Here is an 18267-nt window from a genome sequence, read left to right as displayed (position 1 = left end):
CTCCTCAGGGGGTGACGCGCAGGCGGTGGTCGGGCTCGGGCTCGGCGAACGCGACGCCGTCGCGCTTGTAGGCCTTGAGCACGAAGTGGGTGGCGGTGGCCTGCACCCGCTCGATCGTCGAGAGCTTCTGCGACACGAAGTCGGAGACGGCCCGGATGTTGCGCCCGGTGACGGTGCACCGCAGGTCGTGGCCTCCCGAGACCAGGTAGACGCTGCGCACCTCGGGGAAGCGGGAGATCCGCTCCGCCACGTCGTCGAAGCCGACGGAGCGGGCGGGGGCGACCGCGACGTCGATGAAGGCGGTGACGGTCTCGGGGATGCTGTCGGGCCCGGCCGCCGCGGCGGCGCGGTCCCAGTCGATCACCGCCGTGTAGCGGCGGATGACCCCGCTCGCCTGCCACTCCGCGACCTGCGCCGCCACCTGCTCGAGCGGCAACCCCGTCATCGTCGCGATGGTGTCGTGGGACAGGTGCGCATCGCGCTCGAGCAGTTCCAGGATCTCCCGCACGTTCCGACCCTATGCGATGCGATCCGGCCCCCGGCGCGGTCCGCGATCCTGCGGGCGAACGTCGGTCACGAACCGGTGACAACCGGCCGCGGGCGGTTTCAGCAGCGGAACTCGCCCCTACCGTCGGGTCCCATGTCGACATCCCCACCGTATCCGGGCAGTGGCGAACCGCCCCGTCCCGACGCCGGACCGCCCTACGGCGGCCCTCCTCCCGAGCCGGGCCAGTACCCGGGCAACCCGTACCCCGGGCACCAGTACCCCAGCAGCCCGGATCCGGCGGGTCAGTACCCCGGCGGCGGCCAGTACCCGGCCGGCCAGTACCCCGGTGCGCAGTACCCGCCCGGGCAGTACGGCGGCGGTCAACCGGCCTACCCCGGCGCCTACCCCGCTGCGGACCCGCTGGTGGCCATGTCCTTCTCGGACTGGTGGTCGAAGGTCATCGGCGTGCTCAGCCGCAGCTGGCAGCCGCTGCTGATCATCCAGCTCGCCACCGTCGTGCCCGGCATGCTCGTCGCCGCGATCGTCACCGCGGCCGCCGGAACCGACTCCACCGTGGTGTCGGTCGCCGGCATGATCGTCGGCGTCGTCGGCTCGCTCATCCTCTTCGTGGTCGCGCTGCTCGCCCAGGGCGCCTCGGTGTACGTCGTCGGCAAGCAGGCGTCGGGCCAGGAGGTCGGTGCCGGACCGGCGCTCACCTTCGCCGCGGGCCGGGCGCTGCCGCTGCTGGGCTGGGGCCTGCTCGCCGGCATCCTCGTCACGCTCGGGTTCCTCGTGCTCGTCCTGCCGGGCATCTACCTCCTCGTCGTCTTCGGCGCCACGCTCACCGGCGTGATCATGTTCGAGCGGGAGGGGCTCGGCCGCACGTTCGCGCTGGTCAACCCGGCGTTCGGACAGACGCTCGGGCGGCTGCTCACCTTCGTGCTCGCCGCGCTGATCTACTCCGCGATCGCCGGCACGATCATCACCGCCCTGGTGGGCCCGGACGGGTTCGTCGCGGACCTGTTGCGCAACATCCTCACGCTGCCGGTCACGTTCGCGTCGGTCGGCGTCGCGGTCGTCACCTACGCGACCCTGCGGAACCGGGAGAACCCCGCGGTCACCACCCCGGCCCTGGCCGCCGAGCTCGACCGGCCGTAGCGGCCGGGTCCAGCGGTGGCAGGCTGGGCGTGATGAGTACCAGCCAGGACGGTAGTCACGGCCTCTTCGACCTGCACGAACCGGATCCGCCCGCGACCGGCGGGCCGTCGGCGACCGCACCGCTCGCCGTGCGGATGCGGCCGCGGGCGGTGGACGAGGTCGTGGGACAGGCGCACCTGCTGCGCCCCGGAGCACCGCTGCGCCGGCTGGTCGAGGGCGGGGCGGCGGCGTCGGTGCTGCTCTACGGGCCGCCGGGCACGGGCAAGACCACGCTGGCGCAGCTTCTGGCCGGCGTGGGGAACCGGCACTTCGTGGCGTTGTCGGCACTGTCGTCGGGTGTCCGCGAGCTGCGTACCGTGATCGACGACGCCAAGCGCCGCCGCGACCGGCTGGGCCAGCAGACGGTGCTGTTCGTCGACGAGGTGCACCGGTTCTCCAAGACGCAGCAGGACGCGCTGCTCGGTGCCGTCGAGGACCGGCTCGTCCTGCTGGTGGCCGCGACGACGGAGAACCCGTCGTTCTCGGTCGTCGCACCGCTGCTGTCGCGGTCGCTGGTGCTCTCGCTGCAGCCGCTCGACGACGACGACGTGCGCACCCTGCTGCGCCGCGCCGTGGCCGAACCGCGCGGACTGGGCGGGGCGGTGACGCTGGTGCCCGAGGCGGAGGCCGCGCTCGTCCGCCTCGCGAGCGGCGATGCGCGGCGAGCGCTGACGGCGCTGGAGGCAGCCGCGGACGGGGTGGGCGCGGGCGGTGGCACCGAGATCGACGTCACCGCCGTGGAGCGTGCCGTGACCGAGGCGGCGGTGCGCTACGACCGGGCGGGCGACCAGCACTACGACGTCATCAGCGCCTTCATCAAGTCCATCCGGGGCAGTGACCCCGACGCGGCGCTGCACTACCTGGCCCGGATGCTGGTGGCGGGGGAGGACCCGCGGTTCGTCGCCCGGCGACTCATGATCCACGCCAGCGAGGACGTCGGGCTGGCCGACCCGACGGCCCTGCCCGCTGCCGTGGCCGCGGCGCAGGTCGTCGCGCTCGTCGGGCTGCCGGAGGCCCGGATCGCGCTCGCCCAGGTCACCGTGCACCTGGCCACCGCGCCGAAGTCGAACGCGGTCATCACGGCGATCGACGCGGCGATGGCGGACGTGCGGGCCGGCGCCGCCGGCCCCGTGCCGCCGCACCTGCGCGACGGGCACTACGCGGGCGCGCAGAAGCTGGGCAACGCGGTCGGCTACCGCTACCCGCACGACGTCGAGGGCGCGGTGCTGGCCCAGCAGTACCCGCCGGACGGGCTGGTGGGCCGCGACTACTACGAGCCGTCGACGCACGGCGCCGAGCGGGTGCTGGCGGAGCGGCTGCCGAAGCTGCGGCGGGTGGTCCGCGGGGAGCGATCGGAGCGGAGCTGACGGCCGGCCGTCGGCCGAACGAGTGGGCTCCGGGTTCGCAGCATGGTGGCTTTGCTGCGGTCGGAGTGCAGCAAAGCCACCATGCTGAGCTCACGCGCCCCGCTTCGGGGGCCGTTCGGGTTACACGGGGTCGCGCTCGATCGGGCAGCTCATGCACCGCGGCCCGCCGCGGCCGCGGCCCAGCTCGCCGCCCGGGATCTCCAACACCTCGATCCCATTCGCGCGCAGGTTCGTGTTGGTCGCCTCGTTGCGCTCGTAGGTGATCACCGCGCCGGGCGCCACCGCGAGCGCGTTGCACCCGTCGTCCCACTGCTCGCGCTCGGCCGCGTGGACGTCCTGGTCGGTGGTCAGCACCCGGATCGCGGACAGCCCCAGCGCCGCGGCGATCGCGTCGTGCATCTGGTCCGGGTCGTGGTCGGTGACCTTGAGTTCCTTCTCCGAGTCGCCCGGCTCGACGGTGTAGGTCGGCAGCATCCCCAGCCCGGCGTACTTCGTGAACGTCTCCGGATCGACCATGGTCATCACGGTGTCGAGGTGCATCATCGAGCGCGTCGCCGGCAGCCGCACCGCGACCATGCGGCTCACCTCGCCGCCCGCGAACAGCTGCCGGGCCAGGCGCTCGACCCCCGCGGCCGTCGTTCGCTCGCTCATGCCGACGAGCACGGCACCGCCGCCGAGCACGAGGATGTCGCCGCCCTCGGTCGTCGCGACGCCGTTCTCCGACCCCGCCGACCACACCGGGAACCCGGTGTCGGCGAACAGCGGGTGCCACCGGTAGATCGCCTCGTAGTTCGCGGTCTCCCGGACGCGGGCGAGCTTGCGCATGCTGTTGATCGAGACGCCCGTGCCGATCCAGGCCGAGGCGTCGCGCGTGTAGAGGTGGTTGGGCAGCGGTTCGAGCACGAAGTCGTCGGGCCCGAGGGCGTGCAGGACGATCGAGCGCGGTTCGGGGATCCGCGCGAGCAGCTCCCGCTTCGTGATGCCGCTGACGAGGTGCTCCGCGAGGGTGTCTTCGTCGAACGCGTCGAAGGCGTTGCGCAGCGCGTCGATGGCCATCGGGCCGTAGACGCGCTCGTCGAAGATCTTGTCGAGGACGTGGCGGCGGGCCTCGGGCACCTCGAGCGTGTTCCGCAGCAGGTCGGCGAACAGATGCACCGTGACGCCCTGCTCGCGCAGCACCTCGGCGAAGCGGTCGTGCTCCTGCTGGGCGCGGTGCACCCACAGGACGTCGTCGAACAGCAGGCGGTCCTTGTTGCCGGGGGTCAGGCGCAGCATCTCGGTGCCGGGGCGGTGCAGGATCACCTGGCGCAGGCGCCCGACCTCGGAGTCGACCCTGAAGAGCCCGGCCGTGACGGCGGAGGAACCGGTCATTGCGCCATCTCACCACCGGTGGGCGCCGATGGTGAGATGAGCGGCGTGCGCCTCGATCCCGTCGACGAGAACATCATCACGCTGCTCGTCGAGGACGCCCGCCGCAGCTTCGCCGACATCGGTGCCCGCGTGGGGCTGACGGCGTCGGCGGTCAAGCGCCGGGTGGACCGGTTGCGGGCGGGCGGGGCGATCGCCGGGTTCACCGTGCGGCTGGAGCCGGGGGCGCTGGGCTGGACGGTCGAGGGCTACGTCGAGCTGTACTGCCGGGCCAGCACGCCGCCGCAGGCGATCCGCGCGGCGATCGCCCGGTTCCCTGAGGTGGTCGACGCGAGCACGATCTCGGGAGAGGCGGACGCGCTGCTGCGGATCGTGGCCGCCGACATGCAGCACTTCGAGCGGGTGCTCGAGCAGATCGGCGCGCAGGCGTTCGTGGCGCGCACGAAGTCGGTGCTGGTGCTGTCGGCGTTGCTGCGGCGCCCGGTGACGCCGCTGCACGAGGCGCCCTGATCCCGACTTCGGCGTGTTGCCGCCTTGTTACGCAACGAATGCGCGTCGTCGGCCAGATCTGCGCACCGTTGGTGCCGTCAGGGGCAACGGATCCGGATTGTTCGTGCGTCGTCTGGTTCCTACCGTGAAAGTAGCCGGGCCTCGACGTCGCAGCCGCCCCTTCGACCCCTCCGAGGAGCGCCTCATGACCGCAGTCGTGCCCGACCCGGTCGCCGTCCCCGAGGAATTGGGCGGGGCCCGGACCCCGGTCCGGACCGCGACGCCCCGCCGGTACCTCATGTGCCCGCCCACGCACTTCGCCGTCGAGTACGCGATCAACCCGTGGATGCTGCCCGGGACCGTCGTCGACCGACGGCTCGCCCTCGCGCAGTGGGAGGAGCTGCGCCGCACCTACCTCGATCTCGGGCACCGCGTCGACCTGCTCGCGCCGGTGCCGGGCCTGCCGGACATGGTCTACGCCGCGAACGGCGCCACCGTCGTCGACGGCACCGTGCTCGCCGCCCGGTTCCGCCATCCGCAGCGGGCCGCCGAGGCCGTCGCGCACGCCACGTGGTTCCGGTGGGCCGGGACGTGCGTGGTCGAGCCGGAGTTCGTCAACGAGGGCGAGGGCGACCTGCTCGTCGTCGGCTCGGGACCGGACGCCGTGATCCTCGCCGGCCACGGGTTCCGCACCGACCCTCGGGCCCACGCGGAGGCCGCCCGGGTGTTCGGGCGCGAGATCGTGTCGCTGGAGCTGGTCGACCCGCGGTACTACCACCTCGACACCGCGATCGCCGTGCTCGACGCCACGACCCTCGCGTGGTTGCCCGAGGCGTTCACGCCCGCCTCGCGGGCGGTGCTGCAGGAGCGCTTCCCGGACGCCGTGGTCGCCGACCCGGCCGACGCCGCCGTCCTCGGGCTGAACGCCGTCTCCGACGGCCGGCACGTCGTGCTGCCCGTCAGGGCCACCCGGCTGGCCGCCGCGGTGGCCGAGCGCGGGTTCGTCCCCGTCCCCGTCGATCTGTCCGAGCTGCTCAAGGGCGGCGGCGGACCGAAGTGCTGCACGCTGGAGGTACGTACATGACCGAGCTTGCGAGGTCATCATTCGACACAGCACCGCGCGGGCGCGGCGTTGCCGAGCGCCAGCGAGGTGGCGCCGTGACCGCGATACTGCCCGACCCCATGGTGTCCGCCGAGACGGTCCGGCACGAGGAGCTGATGGCGCGCCACTCGGCGCACAACTACCACCCGCTGCCGGTCGTGGTCACCGACGCCGAGGGCGCGTGGGTGACGGACGTCGACGGCCGTCGCTACCTCGACTGCCTGGCCGGCTACTCGGCGCTCAACTTCGGCCACCGCCACCCCGCGCTCGTCGCGGCGGCGCACCGCCAGCTCGACCGGGTCACGCTCACCAGCAGGGCGTTCGGCAACGACCGCATCGGCCCGTTCTGCTCCGCTCTCGCCGAGCTGCTGGGCAAGGACCCCGGCAAGAACTACATGGTGCTGCCGATGAACACCGGCGCCGAAGCGGTCGAGAGCGGCATCAAGGTGGCGCGGAAGTGGGGCTACGAGGTGCGCGGCGTGGCCGAGGACCGGGCGCGGATCGCGGTCATGGCGGGCGGCTTCCACGGGCGCACCACCACGATCGTCGGGTTCTCCACGGACCCGGACGCCCGGGGCGGGTTCGGCCCGTTCACGCCCGGTTTCGACGTGGTGCCCTTCGGCCCTGACGATCCCGCCGCCGACGCGCTCGCCGCGGCGATCACGCCGGACACCGTGGCGGTGCTGCTGGAGCCGATCCAGGGCGAGGCCGGGGTCGTCGTGCCTCCGCCCGGATACCTGGCCGCGGTCCGCCGCATCTGTGACCGGGCCGGTGTGCTGATGGTGGCCGACGAGGTGCAGTCCGGCCTCGGGCGCACCGGGCACCTGCTGGCGACCCGCTCCGCGGGCGTCGACGCCGACGTCTACCTGCTGGGCAAGGCCCTGGGCGGCGGAATCCTGCCGCTGTCCGCCGTGGTGGCGGACGAGGCGGTGCTCGGCGTCCTGCGACCCGGGCAGCACGGCAGCACGTTCGGGGGCAATCCGCTGGCGTGCGCGGTCGGCAGCGCGGTGGTCGACCTGCTGGGCGACCCCGCCGTGCTCGCCCACGCGCGGGTGCTCGGCGGAGAGCTGGCGACGCGACTGGACGCACTGGTGGGCCACGGTCTCGTCGCGGTGCGCACGGCGGGGCCGTGGGCGGGGATCGACGTCGCCCCGCGGCTGGGGAGCGGCCGCGACGTCTGCGCGGCTCTGGCGCGGCGCGGGGTGCTGGCCAAGGACACGCACGGCGCCACGCTGCGCCTGTCCCCACCGCTGGTGGCGACGGTCGACGAGATCGCGTTCGCCGTCGACGCCCTCGCGGCGGTCCTCGCCGATCTGGGCTGAACCGGTCCGGGCTGAACGGATCCGGCCGGCCTCAGGAGCGGAACGGGCGGCCGTCGGGGCCGGTCTCGGCCAGCAGGTCCGGCCGCAGGACGCCGAACAGCAGCGTCAGCATCAGCTCGGCGGTGAGCTCCGGGGGGTCGTGCGGGCGGCCGACCGCCCTGATCAGCAGGAGGTCGATGACCATCGTGCCGATCTCGTCGGCCGGCGGCCACGGCCGGAGCTCGCCCGTCGCCTGGCCGCGGGAGATCAGCTCGATCACCACGGCCGCCATCGGAGCGAGCACGCGGGGGTCGTTCTCGTCGTTCGGATCGGCGGGGCGGCCGACCTTGACCGCGTAGTCCGCGATCCCCGCCGACAGCGCGGCCGTGAGCCCGCGGTTGCGCCAGCTGATCCGGACCAGCGCGCGCAGGTGCTCGGTCAGCGCGGGTACCACCGGGCGTCCGGTCGCGAGGTCACGGTAGGCCTGGGTCCGGAGCGTCTGCAGCAGCGGCGCGTAGACGTGCCCGATCAGGGCGTGCTTGCTGGGGAAGTGGTTGTACGCCGTGGCGTTGCTCACTCCCGCCGCCGACGCGATGTCCTCCACGCGGGTCCGCGCCCAGCCGCGTGCGGCGAACGCGGGGTCGGCGGCGCTCAGCAGCGCCGCACGTGTGCGGTCACGCTTCGTCCGTGCGGCGCGGGCACGTGACTCTGACGCGCGCTCTCGCGTGGGGTCGGACGTCTCCATTGTGACCGGAGGGTAACCGTTCACGGCCCGATCTGCACTTGACTCAAATTGGGGTGTCGCCCAAGATGGTGACGCTCACACCGAGCAGGGCTCCCGAACGGCAGGGCACAGCCGAACGGGACCGGGGGAGTCGAAGTATCGGGCCGGATCATCGTCGGGGAAGCGTATACACCCGGCGCGAGCTCGGCTCCTCCTTGCAGCACGGTCGTCTGCGCCGGGGTCAACCGTGCAGGCGGCGTTGACCGAAGTGGCCTCGCGCCACCTCGTCCGGGAGGGGAACCCGACGATGACCTGCTCTGCCACGATCCGATGACCGCCGGCTTGTCCACTCGAGACCACGAAGCCCGCGTTCATCCCGTCACCACCGGCAGCACCGGCAGCACCGCCACGGCGGTCCTGCCCATGACCGGTTTCACCGTTCCGACCCTGGGTCCCGACGCGTTCGCGTCACCCGGTCCGGAGCAGCGCGTCTCCCCGCTCGAGGGGGAGACCGACACCCGAGCGATGATCGACACGCTCGTCGCAGGCGCCGTGGGCGGCGATTTCCGCGCCCGCGACGAGCTGCTCGTGCTGATCCACCCGCTGGTGCTCAAGTACTGCCGGGCCCGCCTGGGTCGCCAGGAGTCGCTGATGGGCTCGGCGGACGACGTCGCACAGGACGTCTGCATGGCCGTCGTCAGCGCGCTGCCCAACTACCAGCTCAAGGGACTGTCCTTCCGCGCGTTCGTCTACGGGATCGCCGCGCACAAGGTCACCGACGCCTTCCGGGCGATCGGGCGCAACCGCGCCGAGCCGGTGGCGGACCTGCCCGACGGCCCGGTCACGGCGGACGGCCCCGAGCACCGCCTGCTCGCGGCCGAGATGTCCGCCCGGCTGGGCAAGCTCCTCGCCCACCTGACCCCGCGTCAGCGCGAGGTCCTGGTGCTGCGGCTGGCCGTCGGGCTGTCAGCAGAGGAGACCGCGCAGGCGGTGCGGTCCACGCCGGGCGCCGTCCGGGTCACCCAACACCGTGCGCTGGGCCGGCTGCGCAAGATCCTCCTGGGCGAGTCGGGAGCCCGCGGGCTCGCGGTCGCCGAGCGCATGGGCACCGACCACGCCGTGGTCGCCGACGTGGAGGAGTTCTCCGGGCTCGGAGCCGGCCTCGTCGACGCCGTGCGTCCGGAGGAACTCGACATCGACCCGGACGTCGCGGCGGCCGACGACGTCGCGATCGACGCCATGGCGGCGTTCTTCGCGAACGAGCCGGAGCCCGTCCTCCCGATCCCGGCACCGCGCAAGCCGTCCCCGTACAAGCGCGGCTGAACCGGTCTCACCTACTCATCTCCGAACGGTGCCGGTCCGGGATCCCCCGGGCCGGCACCGGCATGTCGGGCCACGTCCGGTCCGGCCCCCATCACAGGGTCCACGCAGCGGGAACGGCGCCAGGGAGTAACCTGTCCGCGATCATCGCGGGCGTCGGCAGCAGCGGCGTCGGACAGGAGGAGGCCCAGTGTCGGCTGGTCAGATCGCTGCGCTGGTCGCCGCCGGAGCGTTCGTCGTTCTCGTGCTGCTCATGGCCGTCCCGCTGCTCAAGCTGGGGCGGACCCTCGACGAGGCCACTGTGGCGATCCGGAAGGCGCACGAGGGCAGCGCGCCGTTGCTCGACGACGCGCAGACCACGTTGCGGCAGGTCAACACCCAGCTCGAACGGGTAGACGGCATCACCGCCGGGGCGCGCACCGTGAGCACGAACGTCTCCGTGCTCACGTCGCTGTTCACCGCCACGCTCGGCGGCCCGCTCGTCCGCGCCGCCGCCCTGTCCTACGGGCTGAGCAAGGCCGTCAAGGCCCGCCGAGAGGGCAAGGACGCCGGAGCGCACTCGCGGCGCCGCGGCCGTCGGGGGCGGCGGAAGTGAAGCGCCTGTTCTGGCTCGGCGTCGGGCTCGCCGCGGGCGCGTACCTGACCAGGCGCGCCGCCGATGCCGCACAGAACCTCACGCCCGCCGGGATCGGCGCGAACCTCGCCGACGGCCTGCGCGAGCTGGGTGCGGGCCTGGGTGCGTTCGGCGCCGAGGTCCGGGCCGGGATGGAGACCCGCGAGCAGGAGCTGACGCAGCTCCTCGAGCGGCGTACGGGTGGAAGCGTGCCCACACTGGGTGAGGCTCTGCAGGAGCCGCCGGCCGCGCCGCAGGCGCCGTCGCGGGGCCGAGCGCGCCGGGCAGGGGCCTGACGCCCGGACGTGCCGGGCCGCCTCGCAGCGCCCGCCCCGGGTCGTCCCCCTGCCGTGCCGCACCCCGTCCGCTCCGCAGCCAGAGAAGGCAAGACGTGCAGACCCACGAGATCGCCCGCCGTTTCACCCAGCACTTCGTCGATGCCGGGCACACCCGCGTTCCGAGTGCCTCGCTGATCCTCGACGACCCGACCCTGCTGTTCGTCAACGCCGGCATGGTGCAGTTCAAGCCGTACTTCCTCGGCGAGGCGCCCCCGCCGTACCCGCGGGCCACGTCGATCCAGAAGTGCGTCCGCACCGGCGACATCGACGAGGTCGGCCGGACCACCCGGCACAACACCTTCTTCCAGATGGCCGGCAACTTCTCCTTCGGCGACTACTTCAAGGCCGGCGCCATCGAACACGCCTGGAACCTGGTCACCTCGAGCCAGGACGCCGGCGGCTACGGCTTCGATCCCGACCGCCTCTGGGTGACCGTCTACCTCGACGACGACGAGGCCGCCGACCTGTGGCGGCGGATCGCCGGGCTCCCGGACGAGCGGATCCAGCGGCGCAGCGGGAAGGACAACTACTGGGACATGGGCGTGCCCGGTCCCGGCGGCCCCTGCTCGGAGATCTACTACGACCGCGGGCCCGAGCACGGCCGCGACGGCGGCCCGGAGGCCGACGAGGACCGGTACCTGGAGATCTGGAACCTCGTCTTCATGCAGGACGTGCGCGGCGAGCTGTCGCCCAAGGAGGGCCACCCGCCGGTCGGGGAGCTGCCGCGCAAGAACATCGACACCGGGCTCGGCATCGAGCGGGTCGCGACGCTCCTGCAGGGCGTGGGCAACGTCTACGAGACGGACCTCGTCCGCCCGGTGATCAGCCGCGCCGAGGAGTTCTCGGGCCGCCGCTACGGCGCCGACCCCGTCGACGACGTCCGCTTCCGCGTCATCGCCGACCACGCCCGGTCGGGCGTCATGATCATCGGCGACGGGGTGACGCCCGGCAACGAGGGCCGCGGCTACGTGCTGCGCCGGCTGCTGCGGCGGATCGTGCGCTCGTCGCGGCTGCTCGGCGTGAACGAGCCGGTGCTGCAGAGCTTCGCCGAGGTGGTCCGCGACGAGATGAGCCCGTCGTACCCGGAGCTGGCCACGGACTTCGAGCGGATCTCCGCGATCGTCCGGGCCGAGGAGGACGCCTTCCTGCAGACCCTCACCGCCGGCTCGCGGATCTTCGACACGGCGGTCGCCGCGACCAAGCAGGCGGGGGGCGCGCAGCTGGCAGGCGACAAGGCCTTCCAGCTGCACGACACTTACGGCTTCCCGATCGACCTCACGCTGGAGATGGCGTCGGAGGCCGGGCTGGCCGTCGACGAGCAGGGTTTCCGCACCCTCATGGAGGAGCAGCGGACCCGCGCCAAGGCCGACGCCAAGGCCCGCAAGACCGGGCACGGCGACATGGGCGCGTACCGCGCGGTGCTCGACACGGCAGGCGACACCGAGTTCCTCGGCTACACCGACCTGACCAGCGAGTCGCGGATCGTCGGACTCGTCGTGGACGGGGTCGGCGTGCCGGCGGCGGGGGCGGGCACCGCCGTCGAGGTCGTGCTGGACCGCACGCCCTTCTACGCCGAGGGCGGCGGCCAGCAGGCGGACGCCGGCGTCATCCGCGGCGATGGTTTCACCGTGGCGGTCGACGACGTGCAGTCGCCGGTCACCGGCCTGGTCGTACACCGCGGCCGGGTCACCGACGGCGAGGCCACCGTCGACGCGGTGGTGTCGGCCGAGGTCGACACCGGCCGCCGGGGCGCGGTGTCGCGCTCGCACTCCGCCACGCACCTCGTGCACGCCGGCATGCGCAAGCACCTGGGCGACGCCGCCGCTCAGGCCGGCTCGCTCAACGCCCCCGGCCGGCTGCGGTTCGACTTCACCTCGCCCGCCGGTGCGGTGCCCGTCTCGGTGCTCGACGAGGTCGAGGACGAGGTCAACGCCGTACTGCAGGACGACGAGGAGGTGCGGGCGTTCGTCACCACCCAGGACGAGGCCCGCCGCATCGGGGCGATGGCGCTGTTCGGGGAGAAGTACGGCGACCAGGTCCGCGTCGTGGAGATCGGCGACTACTCCCGCGAGCTGTGCGGGGGCACGCACGTGCACCGCTCCGGACAGCTGGGCCTGGTCAAGCTCCTCTCGGAGAGCTCGATCGGCTCGGGCGTGCGCCGGGTCGAGGCGCTGGTCGGCATCGACGCGTTCCGCTACCTCGCCCGCGAGCACGTGCTCGTCTCGCAGCTCGCCGAGCAGTTCAAGGCCCGCCCCGAGGAGCTGCCCGAGCGGATCGGCGGCGTGGTCGAGCGGCTGCGGCTGGCCGAGCGCGAGCTGGAGAAGGTCCGCGCGGACGCCGTGCTGTCGTCGGCCGGTGCGCTGGCCGACGGGGCCGACGACGTCGGCGGGGTCGCGGTCGTCGCCGCAGCCGTGCCCGAGGGTGTGAGCGGCAACGACCTGCGCGCGCTGGCCTCGGACGTCCGCGGCCGGCTCGGCGCCCGGCCGGGTGTGGTCGCGCTGTTCTCCGCGACGGACGGGAAGGTGTCGTTCGTGGTCGCGACGACGTCGGCCGCCCGCGACCGGGGTCTGGCCGCCGGCAAGCTCGTGCCCGCGTTCGCCCCCGCGGTGGGCGGCCGCGGCGGGGGGAAGCCGGACCTCGCGCAGGGCGGCGGCTCGGACCCGTCGGGCGTGCCGGCCGCGCTCGACGCGCTGCGCCGGGCCGTCGCCGCGGCGTGACCGGCCCCGACCGGGGCCGCCGGCTGGGGATCGACGTCGGCGCCGTGCGCGTCGGCGTCGCCCTCAGCGATCCGGACGGGGTGCTGGCCACGCCGTTGGCCACCGTCGCCCGGGACGTGGGGCACGGCACCGACCTCGACACGATCGCCGGGTTCGTCGCCGAGCACGAGGTCGTCGGCGTCGTCGTGGGCCTGCCCCGCACGCTGGCCGGGCGGGAGGGCCCGGCGGCCGATGCGGCACGGGCTTTCGCCGAGGCGCTGGCGGGGCGCCTGGAGGTGCCGATCGAGTTCTCCGACGAGCGGCTCACGACGGTCGTCGCCACCCGCCAGATGCGCGAGAGCGGCCGGAAGGGGCGGCGGCAGCGGGCCGTCGTGGACCAGGTCGCGGCGGTCGCCATCCTGCAGGGCTGGCTCGACGCACGTCGCTGACCCGGCACCGGCGCCGGGGGGCATCGGCGACACCCTGGTCCGACGGTTACGCTCCGGCGTTGTGATACGGATCGGTAACGCCGACTTCCACCCGTCCGGCCGTTGCGCGGCGCACCCGTGACGCGGCGGGCCGAGGTCTTCCCGTCGCGGCGCGAGGAGCTCGCGGCACGGCGGGCGGAGCTGCGGCAGCAGGCGAGCCGGCGCCGTCGTCGGCTGGCAGCGGCGGTCCTGGCGGTGTTGCTGCTGGTCGGCGGCGTGGTCGGCGGGGGCTACCTGCTCTACCAGGAGTTCTTCGGCGTCGCCGACTACGAGGGCGACGGCGGCGCGACGGTGGTCGTCCAGGTCGCCGACGGCGCGACCGGCGCGCAGATCGGCGGGGCGCTGCAGCGCGCGGACGTCGTCAAGAGCGTCGAGGCGTTCACCCAGGCGGCCGCATCGGAGCCGCGGATCCGCGCCGTGCAGCCGGGCTACTACCTGATGCGCAACCAGATGTCGGGCGATGCGGCCGTGACGCGGCTGCTCGATCCCGCCACCCGGGTCGGCCAGCTCGAGATCCGCGGCGGCGTCCAGCTCGACGACACCAGCAACCCGGACGGCTCCACGGTCCCGGGCGTGCTGACCCTGATCTCGAACGCGACGTGTGCCGAGCTGGGCGGGCAGCGCCAGTGCGTCAGCGTGGACGACCTGCGCTTGACGATGTCGGACGCCGACCTCACCGAGCTGGGCGTGCCGTCGTGGGCGCGCGACGACGTGGCGAAGGCCGAGCCGCGGCGTCGGCTGGAGGGCCTGCTCGTGCCCGGCGTGTACGACGTCAAGCCCGGCGCCCCGGCGCTCGACGTCCTGCAGGGGCTGCTGTCGGCGTCGGTGACCCGGCTGGAGAGCGACGGGCTGGTGAGCGGGGCGCGCGAGATCGGCTACACGCCCTACAAGGTGCTCATCGTGTCGTCGCTGGTGGAGAAGGAGGGCATCACCGCGGACATGCCCAAGGTGGCCCGGGTCCTCTACAACCGGCTCGGGGCCGGGCAGCGGCTGCAGCTCGACTCCACGGTCAACTACCCGCTCGACCTGCAGGCGCTGCGGACGAACGCCAACGACCGCGCCAAGCCGGGGCCGTACAACAGCTATGCCGTCGCCGGCCTGCCGCCGACCCCCATCGCGGCGCCCGGGAAGGCCGCGATCGAGGCCGCCCTGGCCCCGGCGGACGGCCCGTGGCAGTACTTCGTGCGGTGTCAGTCCGACGGCGCTTCGTGCTTCGCGGAGACGCTGGAGGAGCACAACCAGAACGTCGCCGAGGCCGTGGCCAACGGGGCGTTCTGACGCGCCGTCGTGCCGTGTCGTCGTGCCTGGAAGGCCACCTTCACGGCGTCTCACGTCCTGAAGGTGGCCTTCCAGACATCCCCGGGCCCCCGCTCACTGCCCGAACAAGCCCCGTGGTGGTCGGGGTGAGGGGACGGCCGTCTTGTCCGTGACGACCGCGGCCGTCGCGGCGAAGGCCTCGCCCGGCTCGACGCGGGCCGGGAACGGATCCGCCGCGACCCGCCGGGCCACCTCGTCCAGCGGCAGCTCGTGGTCGTCCCCGCCGCCGGCGACGAGCACGACGTTGCCGAACCGGCGGCCGTGCAGCACGTCCGGTGCTGCGACGACTGCCACCTCCGGGAACACCGCCACGGCGTTCGCGGCCTGCCCGCGGGCGAAGTCGAGCGGGGTCCGGCGGGGTTGCAAGGTGCGGGCGCCCGTGCCGTCGGCGAGGTTCGCGGCGTAGCACCCGCCGGGGCGCAGCACCCGTGCGACCTGCTGCAGGAACTCCACCGAGGTCAGGTGCGCGGGGATCCGGGCGCCGGCGTACACGTCGAGGAGTACGACGTCGCAGGAGCCCGGCGGTACCTCGGTGAGCCCGGCGCGGGCGTCGGCGACATGCACGTCGAGGCCGAGCCCGTCGGCGGGCAGCCGGGCCCGCACCAGGTCGACCAGCGCGCCGTCGAGTTCCACGACGCGCTGCGCCGAGCCGGGACGGGTGGCCGCGACGTACCGGGGGAGCGTCCACGCGCCGCCGCCGAGATGCAGGACGCGCAGAGGTGCGGGCGGCGCGGGGTCCAGCGCGTCGAGCAGGTGACCGGTCCGGCGGACGTACTCGAACTCGAGGTGGGTCGGGTCGGCGAGGTCGACGTGGCTCTGTGCGGTGCCGTCGATGAGCAGCGTCCAGGCCGACGGGCGGTCGGCGTCGGCCACGAGCTCGGCCGACCCGTGACCGACCTCGACCCGGACGACGGCCCCGGCGAGCCGCCCTCCTCGTGCAGGATCCACCGTGGAATCCTGCCCCCTGCATGCGCCGGCCGCGCATCCGCCGCCGAACGCGTAACACGCGCGACACGTGTGCGGAACACCCCGTTCCTAGCGTGATCGCGGATCCAGGACGAGCGGGCCCCAGCCGATGAAGGTCGGGCCGAGTGGGAGGTACGTGTGCTGCTGACGCCGCACGAGCAGGAGAGGCTCCTGCTGCACGTCGCCGCGGGACTGGCGCACCAGCGCCGGGACCGGGGGCTCAAGCTCAACTACCCGGAGACGGTCGCGGTGATCAGCTCGTGGGTGCTCGAGGGTGCCCGCGACGGCCGCAGTGTCGCCGAGCTGATGTCCGGCGGGCAGCAGGTGCTCACCCGCGACGACGTGATGGAGGGCATTCCGGAGATGGTCACCTCGGTGCAGGTCGAGGCGACGTTCCCGGACGGCACCAAGCTCGTCACCGTCCACCGGCCGGTGCAGTGATCCCCGGCGAGTACCTGCTGGCCGAGGGGCCCGTGCCGGTCGACCGCGAGCGCGCCGCGCTGCTGGTGGTCAACTCCGGCGACCGGCCCGTCCAGGTCGGCTCGCACTACCACTTCGCGGCCGCGAACCCCGCGCTGCTGTTCGACCGCGAGGCGGCCACGGGGAAGCGGCTGGCGGTGCCCGCGGGGACCGCCGTGCGGTTCGAGCCGGGCGTGGAGAAGACCGTCGAGCTGGTGGAGCTGGGCGGGACGAAGACCGTCCCCGGGCTGCGGCTGCCCGAGGTGACCGCGTGACGGCGTCGCAGGGGACCGGGCCCTGGCACGTCGACCGTGCCCGGTACGCCGAGCTGTACGGGCCGACGACCGGCGACCGCATCCGGCTGGCCGACACGGATCTCCTGATCGAGGTCACCGAAGACCGCTGCCGCGGCCCGCAGGGCGGCGACGAGGTCGTCTTCGGTGGCGGCAAGGTGATCCGCGAGTCGATGGGGCAGTCCCGCGCCACCCGCGCCGAGGGCACCCCGGACCTGGTGATCACCGGCGCCGTCGTGCTCGACCACTGGGGCGTCGTCAAGGCGGACGTCGGCGTGCGCGACGGGCGGATCGTCGCGCTGGGCAAGGCCGGCAACCCGGACACGATGGACGGGGTGCACCCGGACCTGGTGATCGGGCCGTCGACGGAGATCATCGCCGGGAACGGGATGATCCTCACGGCGGGCGGCGTCGACTGCCACGTCCACCTGATCTCCCCGACGCAGATCCCCGAGGCGCTCGGGTCGGGCGTGACCACCTGGGTTGCGGGCGGCACGGGCCCAGCCGACGGCACGAAGGCGACCACGGTGACGCCGGGCGCCTGGTACGTCACGCGAATGCTCGAGTCGCTCGACGCCTGGCCGATCAACATCGCGCTGCTGGGCAAGGGCAACACCGTGGGGCACGAGGCGCTGCACGAGCAGGTGTTGACCGGCATCTCCGGCTTCAAGCTGCACGAAGACTGGGGCTCGACGCCGGCTGCGATCGACGCCTGCCTGCGCGTGGCCGACCAGACCGGCGTCCAGGTCGCGATCCACACGGACACGCTGAACGAGGCGGGCTACGTCCAGGACACCCTGGCGGCGATCGCCGGCCGGGGCATCCACGCGTACCACACCGAGGGCGCGGGCGGCGGGCACGCGCCGGACATCATCACGGTGGCCGGGCAGCCGCACGTGCTGCCGTCGTCGACGAACCCGACCCGGCCGCACACGGTGAACACCGTCGACGAGCACCTCGACATGCTCATGGTCTGCCACCACCTCAAGCCGACGGTGCCCGAGGACCTGGCGTTCGCCGAGTCGCGGATCCGCCCGTCGACGATCGCGGCCGAGGACCTCTTGCACGACCTCGGTGCGATCTCCATGATCGGGTCGGACTCGCAGGCGATGGGCCGGGTCGGCGAGGTGCCGCTGCGGACGTGGCAGACCGCGCACGTCGGCAAGAAGCGCTGGGGAGCCCTGCCCGGTGACGGCGCGGCGGACAACCTCCGGGCCCAGCGCTACGTCGCGAAGTACACGATCTGCCCGGCCGTCGCACACGGCCTGGACGGGGAGGTCGGCTCGGTCGAGCCGGGCAAGCTCGCCGACCTGGTGCTCTACGCCCCGGCGTTCTTCGGGGTGAAGCCGTCACTGGTGATCAAGGGCGGGATGATCGTCCACGCGGCGATGGGCGACGCCAACGCGTCGATCCCGACACCGCAGCCGGTGCTGCCCCGGCCGATGTTCGGTGCCGACGGGGTCACGCCGGCGGCGACGTCGGTGCACTTCGTCGCGCCGCTCGCGCTGGAGGGCGGCCTGGCCGACCGGCTGGAGGTGAAGCGGCGGCTGGTGCCCGTGCGCGACACGCGCCAGCTCACCAAGGCGGACATGCCGAACAACGACGCGCTGCCGCGGATCGAGGTCGAGCCCGACACGTTCACGGTCCGGGTGGACGGCGAGGTCGTCGAGGCGGCCCCGGCGACCGAGCTGCCGATGGCGCAGCGGTACTTCCTGTTCTGACCCGGGCGGTTCCGGCTCCCG

Annotated in this window: 17 protein-coding genes and 1 pseudogene; 14 read left to right on the top strand and 4 right to left on the bottom strand. The window is 73.5% G+C overall.

The genetic code is table 11. The annotated features are described in order from the left end of the window. Window positions 1-4: 4 nt before the first annotated feature. Window positions 5-508 (bottom strand): Lrp/AsnC family transcriptional regulator, encoded by a 504-nt coding sequence (locus tag RM445_RS25030; RefSeq protein ID WP_311559290.1) that lies wholly within the window; start codon window positions 506-508, stop codon window positions 5-7. A gap of 132 nt (window positions 509-640) precedes the next feature. Here RM445_RS25030 and RM445_RS25025 point away from each other — a divergent pair, with 132 nt between their 5' ends. Together RM445_RS25025 and RM445_RS25020 are read left to right on the top strand one after the other, a co-directional pair. Next, on the top strand, window positions 641-1645 hold the full coding sequence (locus tag RM445_RS25025; RefSeq protein ID WP_311559289.1) for a hypothetical protein: 1005 nt from the start codon (window positions 641-643) through the stop codon (window positions 1643-1645). Window positions 1646-1677: 32 nt separating this feature from the next. Then, window positions 1678-3051, top strand: a complete 1374-nt coding sequence (locus RM445_RS25020; protein WP_311559288.1) for a replication-associated recombination protein A — start codon at window positions 1678-1680, stop codon at window positions 3049-3051. Window positions 3052-3171: 120 nt separating this feature from the next. Here the strand turns inward: RM445_RS25020 and RM445_RS25015 are convergent, their stop codons facing one another. Then, a complete protein-coding gene (locus RM445_RS25015) occupies window positions 3172-4422 on the bottom strand; it encodes an arginine deiminase (RefSeq protein ID WP_311559287.1) in 1251 nt (416 codons plus the stop codon). Between the two features lie 36 nt (window positions 4423-4458). On the opposite strand from RM445_RS25015, the gene RM445_RS25010 reads away from it, so the two are divergent. The 3 genes from RM445_RS25010 to rocD all read left to right on the top strand — a co-directional run bounded on the left by RM445_RS25010 (window position 4459) and on the right by rocD (window position 7332). Continuing rightward, a complete protein-coding gene (locus tag RM445_RS25010) occupies window positions 4459-4929 on the top strand; it encodes an Lrp/AsnC family transcriptional regulator (RefSeq protein WP_311559286.1) in 471 nt (156 codons plus the stop codon). Between the two features lie 277 nt (window positions 4930-5206). Continuing rightward, window positions 5207-5992, top strand: a complete 786-nt coding sequence (gene ddaH / locus RM445_RS25005; RefSeq protein ID WP_311559318.1) for a dimethylargininase — start codon at window positions 5207-5209, stop codon at window positions 5990-5992. A 98-nt stretch (window positions 5993-6090) separates the two neighbouring features. Further along, window positions 6091-7332: an ornithine--oxo-acid transaminase gene (rocD, locus tag RM445_RS25000; RefSeq protein ID WP_311559317.1), complete on the top strand. Its 1242-nt coding sequence runs from the start codon at window positions 6091-6093 to the stop codon at window positions 7330-7332. A 31-nt stretch (window positions 7333-7363) separates the two neighbouring features. On the opposite strand, the gene RM445_RS24995 is transcribed toward rocD, so the two are convergent. After that, on the bottom strand, window positions 7364-8056 hold the full coding sequence (locus tag RM445_RS24995; protein WP_311559285.1) for a TetR/AcrR family transcriptional regulator: 693 nt from the start codon (window positions 8054-8056) through the stop codon (window positions 7364-7366). Between the two features lie 402 nt (window positions 8057-8458). On the opposite strand from RM445_RS24995, the pseudogene shbA reads away from it, so the two are divergent. The 6 genes and pseudogenes from shbA to mltG form a co-directional block, all read left to right on the top strand. Continuing rightward, window positions 8459-9103 (top strand): annotated as a pseudogene (shbA, locus tag RM445_RS24990) (RNA polymerase sigma factor ShbA); the annotation flags it as partial. 442 nt (window positions 9104-9545) lie between these two features. Next, complete coding sequence (locus tag RM445_RS24985) at window positions 9546-9950, top strand: DUF948 domain-containing protein (protein WP_311559284.1); 405 nt, start codon at window positions 9546-9548, stop codon at window positions 9948-9950. Beyond that, the gene (locus RM445_RS24980) at window positions 9947-10264 is read left to right on the top strand and encodes a hypothetical protein (RefSeq protein ID WP_311559283.1); all 318 of its coding nucleotides are present in this window, start codon (window positions 9947-9949) and stop codon (window positions 10262-10264) included. Before RM445_RS24985 ends, RM445_RS24980 begins: the two co-directional genes overlap by 4 nt. A gap of 95 nt (window positions 10265-10359) precedes the next feature. Further along, the gene (gene alaS, locus RM445_RS24975) at window positions 10360-13023 is read left to right on the top strand and encodes an alanine--tRNA ligase (RefSeq protein ID WP_311559282.1); all 2664 of its coding nucleotides are present in this window, start codon (window positions 10360-10362) and stop codon (window positions 13021-13023) included. Next, window positions 13020-13451 (top strand): Holliday junction resolvase RuvX, encoded by a 432-nt coding sequence (ruvX, locus tag RM445_RS24970; protein WP_311559281.1) that lies wholly within the window; start codon window positions 13020-13022, stop codon window positions 13449-13451. Before alaS ends, ruvX begins: the two co-directional genes overlap by 4 nt. Window positions 13452-13568: 117 nt before the next feature. Beyond that, a complete protein-coding gene (gene mltG / locus RM445_RS24965; protein ID WP_311559280.1) occupies window positions 13569-14768 on the top strand; it encodes an endolytic transglycosylase MltG in 1200 nt (399 codons plus the stop codon). Window positions 14769-14861: 93 nt separating this feature from the next. On the opposite strand, the gene RM445_RS24960 is transcribed toward mltG, so the two are convergent. Further along, window positions 14862-15755 carry a spermidine synthase gene (locus tag RM445_RS24960; RefSeq protein WP_311559279.1) on the bottom strand — a complete coding sequence of 298 codons (894 nt, stop codon included), beginning with the start codon at window positions 15753-15755 and terminating at the stop codon, window positions 14862-14864. A gap of 156 nt (window positions 15756-15911) precedes the next feature. On the opposite strand from RM445_RS24960, the gene RM445_RS24955 reads away from it, so the two are divergent. The 3 genes from RM445_RS24955 to RM445_RS24945 are packed head-to-tail and all read left to right on the top strand — an operon-like array spanning window position 15912 to window position 18246. Then, complete coding sequence (locus tag RM445_RS24955) at window positions 15912-16214, top strand: urease subunit gamma (protein WP_311559278.1); 303 nt, start codon at window positions 15912-15914, stop codon at window positions 16212-16214. Then, entirely contained in the window at window positions 16211-16507 is a 297-nt protein-coding gene (locus tag RM445_RS24950; protein ID WP_311559277.1) for an urease subunit beta, read from the top strand. The genes RM445_RS24955 and RM445_RS24950 overlap by 4 nt, the downstream gene beginning before the upstream one ends. Further along, window positions 16504-18246 carry an urease subunit alpha gene (locus tag RM445_RS24945; protein WP_311559276.1) on the top strand — a complete coding sequence of 581 codons (1743 nt, stop codon included), beginning with the start codon at window positions 16504-16506 and terminating at the stop codon, window positions 18244-18246. The genes RM445_RS24950 and RM445_RS24945 overlap by 4 nt, the downstream gene beginning before the upstream one ends. Window positions 18247-18267 lie beyond the last annotated feature (21 nt).

Source organism: Pseudonocardia charpentierae (genome assembly GCF_031845345.1).
GTDB classification, from domain to species: Bacteria; Actinomycetota; Actinomycetes; order Mycobacteriales; family Pseudonocardiaceae; genus Pseudonocardia; species Pseudonocardia charpentierae.
This window is presented reverse-complemented; position numbering and strand designations above follow the sequence as displayed.